The sequence below is a fragment of the Cupriavidus sp. 05N39 genome (assembly GCF_056397325.1).
The window spans coordinates 59,757-74,199 of sequence record NZ_JBFTNE010000022.1 but is presented as its reverse complement, the minus strand read 5'-3'; the positions used below and the strand labels follow the sequence as shown (position 1 = coordinate 74,199).

Genomic DNA, 14,443 nt, shown 5'->3' with positions numbered 1-14,443 from the left:
GATTCGCGCGCCAACTGCCTGGGAACCGGCCCTGCGCAATGCGCCGGCGTGCGCTTCCCTTGCGCATGGGCCGGACCGCCCGGCCGTGCGGAATCGTCGCTGGCATCACCATCACTCATGAAAAAAGCGACTTGATTTGTGTTGTATATATCATTTTTAGAATGATTGCGGCGTAGCTACACTTTTCCTACCTCCCCAACAAACAAGGGCAGGCACAAGGAAAACATAATGACCAAGAAGCAAACGCTTGCCGCCGCGCTGGCACTCTCCATCCTCGGCATCTCGTCAGCCTGGGGTGCCACGGCGCCCACGCAAGCGCCACTACCGGTTGCAATGGCCGACCGGATCGCCGCCCTGTTCGGCAGCCCCGCGGACGTGAGCACGACGACCCGCACCGTGACGCTGACGCCGGGCATGAACTACGTGAACGTGGCATCCGGGGAATCGGTGGCCTTCCGCGCCGGCAACACGACCGTCGGCTGGACCTTCCTGGAGGCGATCGGGGGAACGTCGGTCGATATGAAGACCATTTTCCCGAATGTGGCACAGGCCGGCGGTATCCGCGTGTACATCGCGCCGAGCAAGCTCTTCACCGGAGGCTGACGCCCCACCCCGAAGGCGCCAAAAAATGGCCGGCATCGCTGCCGGCCTAACGTCCTCCGACTCAGTGAACAAGCCAAGGTCGATATGATCGTTCGCTGGCGTGGCCCGCAAGCCCGCCAGCTTGTGCCGCGATGGAGGTCAGAAGCGGTGGCGCACGCCGGCCATGACGCCGGTCTGATTCTGGCCCGCCAGCGTATTCATCGCGTTGGTGACGCCGTAGGTGGCCTGCCCCTTGTTGTTCACGTAGCCGAGCAGCAGGTAGGCGTCGGTGCGCTTGGACAAGGCATAGTCCGCATTCAGCACGAACATCCACGAATCGTTGCTGTCCTTGCGGGCATCGGTGTAGTAAGCCGCACCGGTCAGGCTGAAGGCGGGCGTGATCTTGTACAGCGCGCCAAGCCAGTACAGGTTGTCCTGGCGCACCGAGGTCGCACTGGTGAGTTCGTCGCGCAGCCAGCGGTAGCCGGCGAACACCTTCGCATCGCCGAAGGCATAAGACCCGCCGATGGCGGCGCGCTTGGCCGCGGCGCCGGACGTGGCAACGGTGCTGCCCTGATACTGGTCATAGGCGACACCCACCGAGACCGGGCCGGTGGCGTACGCCACGCCACCGCCGAAATTCTTGCCGACCCGGAAGCTGCCCGGTACTTCGCCGCCGTTGGCGACGTTGCTATCGCGGCCGAAGCTGTAGAAGCCGGTTGCGATCAGGCCGCCGAACTTGCCAGTGTACTTGACGGCGTTGTCTGCGCGGCCGTTGAAGCCCTGGGTATCGACCGAGTTGAGCGAGTAGCTGCTGCCGACCGCCATCGGGTCATAGGCACCGAACAGGTCATACAAGGCATTTTGCTGGCGGCCCAGCGTGATGGCGCCAAGGTCGTTCTGCAGGCCGACATAAGCCTGGCGGCCGAACAGGCGGTTGCCCTGGCCGGACTTGCCCGTGTCGATGTCGAAGCCGCTTTCCAGTACAAAGATGCCCTTCAGGTTGTTGCCGAGATCTTCCACGCCGCGAATACCCCAGCGCGAACCGGAAAGGCCGCCGGATGTCACCCCATACAGTGCGCCGCCCCCGTTGGGGCCCTGCACATGGCTTTGGTAGCTGATGCCGGCATCGGCAATGCCGTAGAGCGTCACGCTGGAGGCAGTCTGGGCGGAGGCGATACCGGAGGCGGAGCATGCCGCGGCTGCGGCGGTCAGTGCGAGGAGCGTTTTTTTCACTATCAATCTCGGTTTTCTTGTCTGGGCGAATAAGGGTCCCTGCTGCCGGGGAGGTCATGGTCGCGATGCGAGCCGGGGACCATCCACCAATGCGGCACCGAGAGTTTGCGTCGGTAGTGTGACAACGATATGTAAACAGTTATGAAAAAATGAAGGTAACTGTTTCTTAATAAGAAATGAACGAGTTTGCGTATGGGCGCCATCCATGACATGCGCCGGGCACCTGCGCTGCCACCCGCGCGGCTGGTGCGGTTGGTCGCGGACGGGCGCCGGATGTCGGGCGCTGACGGAGCGACCGGACGCGCGCAGCCGATTTCCGTTTCTTCCCAAACCGGTAGGGATAGAATCAAGTGCTTTTTTCGACTGGAGAAAGCGCAATGAACCCTGGTGACATCGCCCGGCTCCGGGAAGGCAACGCAGAGAACCCGGCCGCTTCAGCCGCGCAGGTAATGACTTGTATCGCGATGCCTCGAACGAGCACGCTGGACGTGGTCGGGCAGGTCACACCGGGCGGCAGCGCCACGGTGCAAACACTGCCGCTTGGCTTGCGCGATCCGCCCGACGTCCGTTCGCCCTCCCATGTGGCGCTGCCGTTCCCGCCGGGCGACGGCCTCTACGGCGCGCAGCCCGACGCGGGCGATTACTACGGGGTCCAGCTCGGCGCGATGGCCGCGCGCGGCGAACGGGCGGCGCTGATCGTCAGCCTGGATGCGCCGATCGGCATGTCGTCCAATCCCTTCTTCCCGCATCTATTGCAGCGCGTGGATGAAGGCATCGCAAGTCCCGCCGCCGCGCCCAAATGACCAGCCCGCTATCCACGCACCTTCCTCCTGTGCTGCGGCGCGTGCTGCGCCCGCTGCTGGATCCGGCCCGCCGCTATCGCTACGCCCGGCAGATTCACGCTGCCAGGGTGGCGCTCGGGCTGCTGACGTCCATCGCGCTGACCACGGGGATCCACCTGCCTCACGGCGAATGGGCATCCATTACGCTGCTGGTCGTCATCGGCGGCTTGCAGCACCATGGCAACATCCGCAAGAAGGCCGCCGAGCGCGCGCTCGGCACGCTGATCGGGGCGGGGGCGGGGCTGTTGATCATCCTGCAGCAATCGTATTTCCACGCGCCCCTGCTCAGCTACGTGCTGATCGTGATCGCCTGTGCCATCTGTGCGTACCAGGCAATCGGCAAGGGCGGTTATATCGCGCTGCTCTCCGCCATTACCATCTTCATCGTCGCGGGCCACGGCGAGAACGCCGTCGCCGACGGGTTGTGGCGCGCGGCCAATGTGTTGATCGGCATCGCAATCGCGCTGCTGTTTTCCTTCGCCTTGCCCCTGCACGCCACGTACTCGTGGCGCTACAAGCTGGCCGAGGCACTGCGCAGCTGCGCGAGGATGCACACAGCCATCGCCACGGATGCAGCCCTCGACAAGGCCGAACTGCAGCGCGCCATGGTCCTGCAAGGCGGCCTGCTGGTGCAGCTGCGATCCCTGATGCCATCCGTGGCCAAGGAGATCAACGTGTCGATGGAACAGCTCGAGGCAATCCAGCACGGCATGCGGGTCAGCATCAGTCTGCTGGAAGTGCTGGCCGCCACCCGTCCGTGCTTCGACGACGAATCCAGGGCTGTCATCCAGGACTGCCTCGGCGAAGAAACGCGCCGCATCAGCGCCATGCTGATCGGCATGGCGCGCGCCCTGACGCACGGTGTCGTCGCGCGCCTGGAGCCGCGCGGCGATTCGCCACTCGAACGCATGACGGAAGCCATACCCGCGCAATGGGCCGGCTATGTATCGTTGACGCTGAGACTATCCGGCGAGTTCGATGCGTTGCGGCAGCGGCTGTCGGAGATTGCGCAGCGGTGGAATATCTGAAGCCGGTTTCTTTCGCATACACTGTGCGCTCGAACGGCGGGCGCGCGTGCGCATTTCGCGCCGCTGTTCATCCTGCTCCCGGCGCTGTCGACGGCAGGAATACCGTGCAAATTTCGCTCGCTCTGGAGAGAACGCATGAAAGCCTGGATCGCAATGGCCGTTGGCGCGCTTGGATGCGCAATGGCGTTCCTGGCAGGCCCGGCGTGCGCCGCGGACACGGCGACGCTGACCATTGCCGCCGGTACGCAACAGCGCAACTGGACGCGGGAGGCGCTGCTGAATGACCGCCGCCTGACCGACGTAACGGTGGACGACGACAACCTGAAGCACCGGCTGACGTTCAAGGCTATCCCCCTGGCGGCGCTGCTGCGCGGCATGCCGGTGACGGCCGATGCAAGCGCGACGACCGCAGCCAGCGATGGCTATATTTCCCACCTGCCGATGCGCCTGCTGCTGGCCGATAGCGTTGACGGGCCGCGCGCCTGGCTGGCGGTGGAAAATCCTGACTCGCCATGGCCGACGCTCAAGGGCCAGGACATCGGGCCGTTCCGCCTGATCTGGACAGTGCCGGCGGGCCGCGCCACCTCCGTGATCAATGAGAGTCTCTGGACGTACAGCATCGTGCGCATCGACATTACCGCTTTGCCTGCTGAGCGTTTTGCGGCAATCCGGCCCGCCGCCAGCCTGCCGGCCGGCGGAACGGTCGCGCGCGGCTTTGCGACATTCCAGCGCGTCTGCTTTTCGTGCCACTCCCTCAACCGCGTCGGCGATGCGCACCTTGGCCCCGATCTGAATGTGCCGTACAGCCCGGTCGAGTATCTGGGCGACGACAAGCTGGCCAGGCTGATTCGTGACCCGCAGTCGCTGCGCTGGTGGCCTAACGCGCGCATGTCGGCGATCGACAAGAAAACGCTGTCCGATGCGGATCTGAAGGACTTGCTTGCGTATCTCCACCATATGGCCGGACGCAAGGTGGCGGCGCCTGCCGCCGGCTCCTGACCCGGTGTCGGGCGCGCGCTCGGCGGAATGGCGAAGACCGCGGCGTGGACAAAGCATGCGGCTCGTCGCAGGCACTCATGCGCGGCGGCGATTCCGCTTATTGTCCTCCGACCGAATGTGGCGGCAGCTGGTAGCTCCACGTCTCGCTTAGCGTCTTGTCGCCGGACACCAGCGCGGCGCGCATTTCCACCACTTTCCGCGGATCCTTGACTTTGATCCGCAGATTCAGCCGCCAGCCTTTGGTGACAGGATTGGGCTCCAGCACGTTGGCGAGCAGTTCGGCGTTCTCGCTCACGCTGACCTGTGCGCTGACTTGCGTACTGGCTGGAAGGTCAGCGAGCACGGGGCCTTCGAAATCGACTACAAGGCCGGTGCTGCCATCGAGGCGGCGGATCAGGTTGGCCTGCGTGATTTCTCCTGCGGAGCGCAGCGTCTGCTTGACCCAGGCCAGATCCTTGTTGAGCAGGGCGCGCTCATTCATGGTCCAGTGCATCGTGTAATCCGCCCGCAGCGGCTGGCCCTTGGGCGGCAACTGGTCCGGCGTCCAGAAGGCGACGATGTTGTCGTTGGTCTCGTCCGGCGAGGGGATTTCCACGAGCTCGACCTTGCCCTTTCCCCAGTCGCCCTGCGGTTCGATCCAGGCGCTCGGGCGCAGGTCATAGCGGTCCTTCAGGTCTTCATAAACAGAGAACTCGCGCCCGCGCTGGAGCAGCCCGAAGCCCCTTGGATTCGTGACCTGGAAGGTGCTGATGGCGAGGTTGCGCGGGTTGTTCAGCGGCCGCCACAGCCATTCGCCATTTCCCGTGTGGATGGCGAGGCCGTTGGAGTCATGCAGGGCCGGCCGGAAGTTGTTCGGATCGCGTTGCTGGTTCGGCCCGAACAGGAACATGCTGGTCAACGGCGCAACGCCGAGCTTGGCCGGGGCCCCACGCAGAAAGATGCGCGCCTGCACCTTGAGGATCGTGTCCTCACCGGGGTAGAGATCGAAGCGGTAAGCGCCGGTGGCGCGTTGCGAGTCAAGCAGGGCGTAGAACACGAGATGCTTGTCCTGCGGATCGGGCCGAGCGATCCAGAACTCGCGGAAGGCTGGAAACTCCTCGGCTACGGGCAACCCGGTATCGATGGCCAGGCCACGACTGGACAGTCCATACACCTGGTTCTTGCCGACGACCCGGAAATAGCTGGCGCCCAGCACACTCATGATCTCGTCGAGCTTGTCGGCGCGGTTGATCGGGTAGAGCACCCGAAAGCCGGCATAGCCAAGCTTGCCGGTCGCGGACTTGTCGAACTTCAGGTCGCCGAAATTGAACCGCTCCGGGTTGTATTTGATCTCGTGGACTGCGTCACCGGCGATCTCGTTGATGCGAACCGGGCTGCTGAACTGCATGCCCTGGTGGTAGAAGCCCAGGCGGAACGGCGTGCCTGCGTCCTTCCACTCCATCGTGTCGCTTCGGGGCTGGATCTTGATGTAGTCGGCAAACTGCATCTGGCTGAACACGGGTGGCAGGTTGCTGACCGGTGCGGCATATGGCATGTCGGCCAGGGTCCTGGCGCGGGGGGTCACGTCGTCCAGGGAGAACGCGCATGCCTGGGTGCCGCACAGCAGCGCCCAGGCGGCCAAAAGCGCTGGCAAGGCGGTTTGCGTCTTGGTACGTAACGACGCGGCGATGGCGGCAGGAACCACAAGTCTCTCCAGAAAATGCACGTTAAGGAATGCTGTTGTCCCGCAAGTGCGGCGAAAGCCGCTGGTGCAGTGGCGGTAAACTGCGGATGCAATGCAGAAAGATAACGTATTTCGCTTCGCATACCTGTAGAACGGGAGGTGTGCACCATCGYGGGGCGGCTACCCTGTCGCACCGCCTGGATCCTTGGACACTTGGACAACTATCTGATGAGAATGCTCTCTTCGCTGGTCCTGTCGGCCAGCCTGGTCTGTTTGCCGGTTCTTGCCGGTCCCGCGTCGGCTTCCCCCGACGACAAGAACGCATTCATCGCCGATCTCATGAGACGGATGACGCTCGACGAGAAGGTCGGCCAGCTGCGCCTCATCAGCATCGGCGATGACATGCCGCAGCCCCAGTTGCTCAAGGAGATCGCGGCGGGCCGGGTAGGCGGCACGTTCAATTCGGTGAGGCGACAGGACAACCGGCCTATGCAGGACGCGGCAGTGACGCACAGCCGCCTGAAGATTCCCATCTTCTTCGCGTACGACGTGGTACACGGGCACCGCACCGTATTCCCGATCAGCCCGGGTCTCGCATCGAGCTGGGACATGGAGACAGTGGCGCAGAGTGCACGTGTCTCGGCGATTGAAGCCAGCGCGGATGGCCTTGACATGACCTTCGCGCCGATGCTCGACATCTCCCGAGATCCGCGCTGGGGGCGCACGTCCGAAGGATTTGGCGAGGATCCCTATCTTGTCTCGCTATGCGCCCAAGCCAGCGTCAGGGGGTTGCAGGGAACATCGCTGGCCAATGCCGACAGCGTGATGGCCGTTGTCAAGCACTTCGCGCTATACGGAGCCGTGGAAGGCGGGCGTGACTACAACACGGTCGACATGAGCCCGACCCGCATGCTCCAGGATTATCTGCCGCCGTACCGGGCGGGCGTCGATGCTGGCGCCGGCGGGGTCATGATTGCGCTGAATTCAATCAACGGCGTGCCGGCCACGTCCAACAAGTGGCTGCTGAGGGACTTGCTGCGCAAGACTTGGGGGTTCAAGGGCATCACGGTGAGCGACCATGGGGCAATCGACGAGCTGACGCTGCATGGCGTGGCAAAGGACGGGCGCGAGGCCGCCAGGCTCTCCATCCAGGCCGGCGTCGATATGAGCATGCACGACTCGGCTTACCTGGCACACTTGGCCGGGCTCGTGAAATCGGGCGAAGTGTCCGTGCGTGACGTCGACGACGCAGTGCGGGAGGTGCTGGGCGCCAAGTACGACCTGGGGCTCTTCCAGGACCCCTACCGGCGCATCGGTGTCGCAACGCAGGACCCGCCGGACGTCGACGCGGAGAGCCGCCTGCACCGGGCGGCGGCACGCGCCGCCGCGCGCAAGTCTTTGGTCCTGCTCGAGAACCGCGGCCGGACGCTGCCCCTGAAGAAGACCGGAACGATCGCGGTCATCGGGCCGCTGGCCGATGCGCCCATCGACATCATGGGAAGCTGGTCCGCGGTCGGCAAATCCCGGCAGTCGGTCACGTTGCTGCATGGCATGCGCGACGCAGTCGGCGACAAGGGCCGTGTGGTCTATGCCCGCGGCGCGAACGTGACCGACGATGCCGGCGTGGTCGGGTATCTGAACTTGATGAATTGGGACAAGCCCGAGATTGTGCAAGACAAGCGTCCGCCGGGCGACATGATTGCCGAGGCCGTAAAGGCAGCGCGCAGCGCCGATGTGATCGTGGTGGCCGTGGGCGAGTCGCGCGGCATGTCGCACGAGGCGTCGAGCCGCACGAGCCTTTCACTGCCGGGAAGCCAGGAGACCCTGCTCAAGGCGCTCAGGACGACCGGCAAGCCGCTGGTGGTGGTACTGATGAACGGCCGCCCCCTGGCGCTCAACTGGGAGAAGGAGAACGCCGATGCATTGCTCGAGACCTGGTATGCCGGCACCGAAGGCGGCCATGCTATCGCCGACGTGCTGTTCGGCGATTACAACCCGTCGGGCAAGCTGCCCATTTCCTTCCCGCGCTCGATCGGGCAGATTCCGACCTATTACAACCATCCGCGCATCGGACGCCCATTCGTACAAGGCAAGCCACGGAACTACACCTCTCAATACTTCGAGGAGCCGGCCGGCCCGCTGTACCCGTTCGGCTACGGGCTGAGTTATACGGAATTCAGCGTGTCGGACTTCACGCTGTCTAGCCGGACCATGGCGCGCAATGGCCGGATCGACGCCAGCGTGACCGTGAAGAACACCGGGCAGCGCGACGGGGAAACCGTTGTCCAGCTGTATCTCCAGGATGTCGCCGCCTCCGTGGTACGGCCGGTGAAGGAGTTGAAGGACTTCCGCAAGCTCATGCTCAAGGCCGGTGAAGAGCGCGTGGTGCATTTCAGCATAGACGAAGAGAAACTGAAGTTCTTCAACGCGAAACTCGAGTATGCCGTCGAGCCAGGCGATTTCAATGTCCAGATCGGGCTAGATTCGGAGGCGGTGCAGGTGCGGAGCTTCGTGCTCGAGTAGCATGATGGCTCGTCCGTGGCGGATGGTTTTCGGGGCGTGGTTTTGTGACGGGGGCGTGATACAGTCGGTGCGGTATCGACGGACGGCGAGTGGGAGCGAATGAAGACGCTGCTGATCATCTATCACACAATGACCGGGGGAACACAGCAGATGGCCGAGACGGCAGCCGATGCGGCGCGCATGCAGTCTGGCGTCGCAGTCAAGCTGCAGCGTGCGGCCGAGACCGGTCCGGACGATGTGCTGGCAGCCGATGGCTATCTGTTCGCGACGCCGGAGAACCTGGCTGCGATGTCCGGGATGATGAAAGACTTTTTCGATCGCTGCTACTACGCGGCACTTGACCGTGTGAATGGCCGACCGTACGTGGCCATGATCTGTGCCGGCAGCGACGGGCAGAACGCACTGCGTCAGGTCGAACGCATCGCCACTGGCTGGCGCCTCAAGTGTGTGGCGCCAGGCCTGATCATCTGTACCCATGCACAGACGCCGGAACGCATTCTGGCGCGCAAGGAGATCGGCGCGGAAGACCTTGCGCGCTGTGCCGAACTAGGTGCCGGATTGGCGGCGGGTCTAGCGCTTGGCGTGTTCTGACACCGGCTCCAGCCGCGTTCGGGCCCAGCTCGATGAGCGACCGAACCTTCCGTCTGATGCGGCCGCCTTACTTCGTTCTGGTTGGAATGTGGTTTGGGGAGATGTTCGAAGTCCATGACGTCGATGGACCCCGCAAGGCGGGTCTGCCCGCATTGTTGCTGGACATGTGCGGCAGGGCTACACACAGGTTCATTGAGCGCCTGGCCCCGGTTTCCCTGGTCACACCCCGGAACGCGCGAGGGCGGCGTCCCCGATAGCGGGGAGGTGTCTAACTCAACCCCAGCGTGAACGCCAGAAGCAGCGCATTCACGATGAGCAAGCCATAGACGATCGCCATGGACGTTGAGAGGGTCCAAGGCTGTTCATGTTGTGGCGAGGCGCGCCGATCGCGCTTGCGTTTCCACAGGCAGGCCGCGCCAATGCCGAAGGCGGCGAAGCCTGTCAGCAGGCCCGGCAATCCGACGGTGCCTGCTGGCTTGGGCATAGCTTGCCCGGATGCGATCGAGGTCGGCGAGGCCTGAAAGGAGGCAGCCGTCGGCGGTGTTGGCCCGATCGGTTGCGGGCTCTCTTGCATGGCAATCAACTGAGCCGGCGTCGCCCGATCTTCCGCGGCAGGTGCTGGCTCTTGCTTTGGCGGGACGGGCGCCGCAACGGTTGTCCCTGGCGGGACGGATCGCGATGCCGGCTTGATGCGGGCAGCATCCCGCCACCGCCACCATTGGTGGAACAGGTTATCAAGACAGCGCACGGAGCCGCAGGCATCCCTTTCGATGCGCCAGGCGCCGACGTCGGCATCGTTCGTGACGCCGGTCCGCAGCAGCCTCTGCTGCTCGGCGTAGATGCGCTCGTAGCGCATCGAGAGCTGCGGGTCATCGCAGACCAGGTGCCTGTTACGCGGGCGGTTGTCGGTCACCTGCGTACATCTTGTCCCGTTGCCGTGTGGGTCTTCGCAGCGGACCGATCCCGCGCCCGGCGCTGACTTACAGTTGATGTCGGATGCCTGCGCGCCATCGAAGGCGGACAGGCCCAAGACAACGAGCACGGCCAGGTGTCCTGTGACCCTGTTCATCATCGCTCCTCATGGCAGTGGCCACGTCGGCCTTGAGGTTCAACATAGTCGATGGTTGCGTGGGGCGGCAAGCGCGCGGTTGGCAACGCGTGCGGTAGTGCACTTCCTTCGACGTCGCATGTGATTGGTGCGGCGGCTGGCGAACAGGCGCATCGGCGTTTCCCAGCGAGATGCTCAATGCCTGACACGTTCGACAAACGCGCCGGCAAGTGCTCTATCAGTTCCCGCCGCCGCTCTCCTACTTCTGGATGATGTCTCGCCTGGGAAAACTGCACCAGAATCTGCCAGAGCCTTAACAGGGCGGGGAAATCACGAGGCGAATCGAGTTCGCGGCTGCAGCCGCGACCTTGCCGCCTGGCGCCTGCGCCACGACGGGCTTCCAACGCAACGACTGCAGGTTGCAACTCGGGAGAACGCTGCCATGAAACTATCCAGCATTGCTGTCCTGGCGCTTGCGCTCGCCGGATGCGCCACGAACCAGGGTATCCCGGGCAACGCTCAGGCATCGCGAACGGAAAGCTGCAAGGTCACGTCAGAGCAGGAGATTGCGGCGTTGTTCGATCGGTGGAACCGGTCGCTGCAAACAGGGGATCCCCACAAGGTGGTCGCCAACTATGCGGAACGCTCAATTCTTCTTCCGACGGTATCCAACAAGCCTCGCTTGACGGTCGCGGAGAGAGAGGACTATTTCAATTACTTCCTACAGGACGGTCCCTCCGGAAAGATCGACTTCCGCAGCATTGAACTGGGGTGCAATTCCGCTGTCGATTCCGGGCTTTACACGTTCACTTTCTCCCGAACCGGCGCCGTCGTTAAGGCCCGCTATACCTATACGTATCACTGGGATGGGGCGCAATGGCTGATTACAAGCCATCACTCATCGGCCATGCCGGAGAAGTAAGACGTTGGGCGCGGGTCGCAAGGCCGGAGGCCAGACGGCTTCAATCGATAAAGACTAAAAAACGCCCGCCAAAGCGGGCCAATGTCGATATGGGAGATTCGCGCCGGGCTGTCCGCAGCCCGCGCGCGGATTCTCAGAAGCGATGCCGCACGCCAACGATCGCACCGAGCTGGCTTTGCCCGGTACCCACCTGTTCGGTGGCGTTGACGAGGGTCGTGGCGCTGGGGTTGAGCGACGGCCCGAAGCCGGACAATCCCATCGCAGAGCCATCGCGGTTCTTCGCATAAGCGAGGATCGTGTAGAGGTCGGTGCGCTTGGAGAGCGCGTAGGTGCCGGACAGCACAAAGCTGTAGGGATCGGCCGACGAGTTGCGCACGTCCGTATAGTACGCAGCGCCTGTCAGCGACAGTGCCGGCGTTGCCTGGTACTGCACGCCCGCCCAGTAGAGGTTGGTGCGCAGCGAACTGGTGGTGAAGTCGCCGCTGTAATAGCGGTAGCCTGCCAGGACCTTGAGTTGCGAGAAGGCGAACGCTGCCCCCACCGCCGCGCGGCGCTCGCGATTGTCCTGTAGGGCTGCGGTGCTGCCGCGTACTTCGTCGTAGGCCATGCGCGTCGAGAACGGGCCATTGGCGTAGCCAAGGCTTGCGCTCCATTCACGGCCGGCTTTGGAGGCGCCGGGGATTTCTCCGCCGGCGGTACTGTCATAGCCCGTGCTGTAGAGCAGGCCGTAATAGATGCCGCCCGTGGTGCCCGTGAACTTGACGGAGTTGTCGGCGCGGCCGGACATCCATTTGTCGTGCATCAGCAATGAATAGCGCGTCGAGATGACCATCGGGTCGAACGCCGACGAGAAGTCGAACAGCAGGGTCTGATGGCGGCCGAGGGTCAGCGTGCCGTACGGGTTCTGCAGGCCGACGAACGCCTGGCGGCCGAACAGGCGGCCGCCCTGGTTGACCTTGCCCGTGTCCAGGTCGAATCCGTTTTCCAGCACGAACACACCTTTCAGGCCGCTGCCGAGATCTTCCGTGCCGCGCAGGCCAAAGCGGGAGGTGGAGAGATTGCCGGTGGACATCCGCACCGTGGAGGCACTGCCGCCGCCGGCGGTGGGCACGTGGCTCAGGTATTCGATACCGGCATCGACCACGCCGTAGAGCGTGATGCTGCCTTGCGCCAGCGCAGCACCGGGGATAAGCGGCAACAGCGCCAGCCATGCACGAGATTTCATTGCTTGAATTTCCTTATGATTTGCGATGGCCCAAGGGCTCGGTCATCGCGGCGGCGTCAATGTAGCCTCATAAGGACATTGTGGAAAAGGGAGCTGCCGGGACAGACTGTTCATGCTGGTGGACAGTCTTCACCCCGTCCCGGCTTCTGGCGGCGCGCTACCGCTCGCGTTGCAAAAACGCATTCATATAGCGCTGCGGTTCCCCGGTTTCGAACGCGCTGCCAAACTCCGCCACGCTGTTATTGATGGACACGTCCAGTGACGACTCTTCCCACTCGCGCAGCAGCCGCTTCTGCTGCCGTACCACGGCAGGCCCGAAACCAGCCAGCAGCGTAGCAATGCGTTCGATCTCGGCGTCCAGTTCCGCCAGCGGCACGACCTTGCTCACCAGGCCCCACGCCAGCGCTTCGCGGGCATCGGAGATTTCGCCGGTCAGCAACATCCATGCGGCGCGTGCGTTGCCGATCAGCCGGGGCATCAGCGCGGCGTGGATGACGGAGGGGATGCCCACCTTGACCTCTGGCATGCCGACGCGCGCATTGTCCGCGGCGATGCGGATATCGCAGGCCAGTGCCAGTTCCAGGCCGCCGCCGAGGCACCAGCCCGGCATGCGCGCTATCACCGGAACGGGGAAGTGGCGCAGCGCGTCGCAAAGCCCGCGCAGGCCGCTGATAAAGCGTTCGCCGCTTTCGCGGGTGAGAGCCGCCATTTCCTTGATATCGGCGCCGCCGATAAAGCCTTTTTCTCCGGCGCCTTGCACGATCAGTACGCGGATCTCGTCGCGGCTGGCCAGCTCGTTCACCGCCTGGGTCAGCGCGGCGATCACCGGCGTGCTCAGGATGTTGAGCGAGCCCGCCTCACGGATGGTGAGGCTCGCGATGCCTAGGGCGTTGATCTCCACGCCGGCGTAGTGTTTGGTATCTGCTTGGCTCATGGCTTCGTCCGTCCTGCTGCGGTCTGTTGAAATGAATGTCCTTGACGAGCTTCAGCTGGCCGGGGCGTTCCACCTTGGTGCCAGCCACGGCCTGATGATGCATGGCCTCTCCCCGGGACAGGTAGTGATAGTGCGGGCGAGTGTATCGGCGGCACCTCTGCGGAGCCAGTTCATTGTCTTGAAGGCGGTGTTCGCCGAATTCGAACGGTGGCGGGCGATTCGTGCCGGACGCAACGGCGTTCCCAAGTGCATTGCCGGGCGCCCGGCAGGCGTCGGTGCCGCAATGATCTCCAAGTGCCGTGCGGCACGCGCTACACTTGAGCTACCGCGCGGCGTTGGGATAGAAAACCCATCGGCTGGCGCGGCCGGTTTCCTGCTTCACCTACCCCCCAGCGAGGAGATGCACCATGGCTACAACGTCAAATCCGTTCACCGATTTCAGCAAGTTGCTTGAGCAGTACAAGCTACCGGGGGTCGACATGACTTCGGTGATCGAAGCGCGGCGCAAGGATATCGACGCCATCACGGAGGCCAACAAGGTCGCCTACGAAGGCATGCAGGCACTGGTGCAGAAGCAGACGGAGATACTGAGCAAGACCATGCAGGAGATCCAGGCCGCGGCCCAGAAAATGACCGCCGGCGGCAATCCGGCCGAGGCGATGGCCAAGCAGGGTGAATTCGTGCAGCAGGGTCTGCAGACGGCGTTCAATAACATGCGCGAACTGGCGGAGATGGCGCAGAAATCGCAAGCCGAGGCGCTGGCCGTGATCACCAAGCGCGCGGAGCAGAATATCGAAGAGGCGAAGAACCTGATGAAAGGCAAGGGCAAGTAAGCGCAAGCCATAAGCCC

The 14,443-nt window shown here is 63.6% G+C and carries 14 protein-coding genes; 9 read left to right on the top strand and 5 right to left on the bottom strand.

The features are described 5' to 3' along the window. Window positions 1-228 precede the first annotated feature (228 nt). Window positions 229-603 (top strand): CzcE family metal-binding protein, encoded by a 375-nt coding sequence (locus tag AC1DN0_RS13160; protein ID WP_441627626.1) that lies wholly within the window; start codon window positions 229-231, stop codon window positions 601-603. A gap of 138 nt (window positions 604-741) precedes the next feature. Here AC1DN0_RS13160 and AC1DN0_RS13155 read toward each other — a convergent pair whose 3' ends face one another. Then, a complete protein-coding gene (locus tag AC1DN0_RS13155) occupies window positions 742-1,818 on the bottom strand; it encodes a porin (RefSeq protein WP_441627624.1) in 1,077 nt (358 codons plus the stop codon). 377 nt (window positions 1,819-2,195) lie between these two features. On the opposite strand from AC1DN0_RS13155, the gene AC1DN0_RS13150 reads away from it, so the two are divergent. The 3 genes from AC1DN0_RS13150 to AC1DN0_RS13140 all read left to right on the top strand — a co-directional run bounded on the left by AC1DN0_RS13150 (window position 2,196) and on the right by AC1DN0_RS13140 (window position 4,687). Next, window positions 2,196-2,621, top strand: a complete 426-nt coding sequence (locus AC1DN0_RS13150; RefSeq protein WP_441627622.1) for a hypothetical protein — start codon at window positions 2,196-2,198, stop codon at window positions 2,619-2,621. Next, a complete protein-coding gene (locus AC1DN0_RS13145; protein WP_441627620.1) occupies window positions 2,618-3,688 on the top strand; it encodes an FUSC family protein in 1,071 nt (356 codons plus the stop codon). Before AC1DN0_RS13150 ends, AC1DN0_RS13145 begins: the two co-directional genes overlap by 4 nt. 135 nt (window positions 3,689-3,823) lie before the next feature. Continuing rightward, window positions 3,824-4,687 (top strand): c-type cytochrome, encoded by an 864-nt coding sequence (locus AC1DN0_RS13140; protein WP_441627618.1) that lies wholly within the window; start codon window positions 3,824-3,826, stop codon window positions 4,685-4,687. A gap of 97 nt (window positions 4,688-4,784) precedes the next feature. On the opposite strand, the gene AC1DN0_RS13135 is transcribed toward AC1DN0_RS13140, so the two are convergent. Beyond that, on the bottom strand, window positions 4,785-6,320 hold the full coding sequence (locus AC1DN0_RS13135) for a glucan biosynthesis protein G (protein WP_441627616.1): 1,536 nt from the start codon (window positions 6,318-6,320) through the stop codon (window positions 4,785-4,787). Between the two features lie 264 nt (window positions 6,321-6,584). Between AC1DN0_RS13135 and bglX the strand changes: the two genes are divergently transcribed. Both bglX and AC1DN0_RS13125 read left to right on the top strand, forming a co-directional pair. After that, window positions 6,585-8,873: a beta-glucosidase BglX gene (gene bglX, locus AC1DN0_RS13130; protein WP_441627717.1), complete on the top strand. Its 2,289-nt coding sequence runs from the start codon at window positions 6,585-6,587 to the stop codon at window positions 8,871-8,873. A gap of 99 nt (window positions 8,874-8,972) precedes the next feature. Further along, window positions 8,973-9,464 carry a flavodoxin family protein gene (locus AC1DN0_RS13125; protein WP_441627614.1) on the top strand — a complete coding sequence of 164 codons (492 nt, stop codon included), beginning with the start codon at window positions 8,973-8,975 and terminating at the stop codon, window positions 9,462-9,464. A 268-nt stretch (window positions 9,465-9,732) separates the two neighbouring features. On the opposite strand, the gene AC1DN0_RS13120 is transcribed toward AC1DN0_RS13125, so the two are convergent. Next, window positions 9,733-10,536 (bottom strand): GntR family transcriptional regulator, encoded by an 804-nt coding sequence (locus AC1DN0_RS13120; RefSeq protein WP_477111326.1) that lies wholly within the window; start codon window positions 10,534-10,536, stop codon window positions 9,733-9,735. A gap of 418 nt (window positions 10,537-10,954) precedes the next feature. Between AC1DN0_RS13120 and AC1DN0_RS13115 the strand changes: the two genes are divergently transcribed. After that, window positions 10,955-11,434: a DUF4440 domain-containing protein gene (locus AC1DN0_RS13115; RefSeq protein ID WP_441627610.1), complete on the top strand. Its 480-nt coding sequence runs from the start codon at window positions 10,955-10,957 to the stop codon at window positions 11,432-11,434. Between the two features lie 133 nt (window positions 11,435-11,567). Here the strand turns inward: AC1DN0_RS13115 and AC1DN0_RS13110 are convergent, their stop codons facing one another. After that, window positions 11,568-12,659, bottom strand: a complete 1,092-nt coding sequence (locus tag AC1DN0_RS13110; protein WP_441627608.1) for a porin — start codon at window positions 12,657-12,659, stop codon at window positions 11,568-11,570. A 157-nt stretch (window positions 12,660-12,816) separates the two neighbouring features. Next, window positions 12,817-13,593, bottom strand: a complete 777-nt coding sequence (locus tag AC1DN0_RS13105; RefSeq protein ID WP_441627606.1) for an enoyl-CoA hydratase — start codon at window positions 13,591-13,593, stop codon at window positions 12,817-12,819. Window positions 13,594-13,624: 31 nt separating this feature from the next. Here AC1DN0_RS13105 and AC1DN0_RS13100 point away from each other — a divergent pair, with 31 nt between their 5' ends. Beyond that, window positions 13,625-14,047, top strand: a complete 423-nt coding sequence (locus tag AC1DN0_RS13100) for a hypothetical protein (protein ID WP_477102693.1) — start codon at window positions 13,625-13,627, stop codon at window positions 14,045-14,047. Continuing rightward, window positions 14,001-14,426, top strand: a complete 426-nt coding sequence (locus AC1DN0_RS13095) for a phasin family protein (protein ID WP_045236975.1) — start codon at window positions 14,001-14,003, stop codon at window positions 14,424-14,426. Before AC1DN0_RS13100 ends, AC1DN0_RS13095 begins: the two co-directional genes overlap by 47 nt. Window positions 14,427-14,443: the final 17 nt, after the last annotated feature.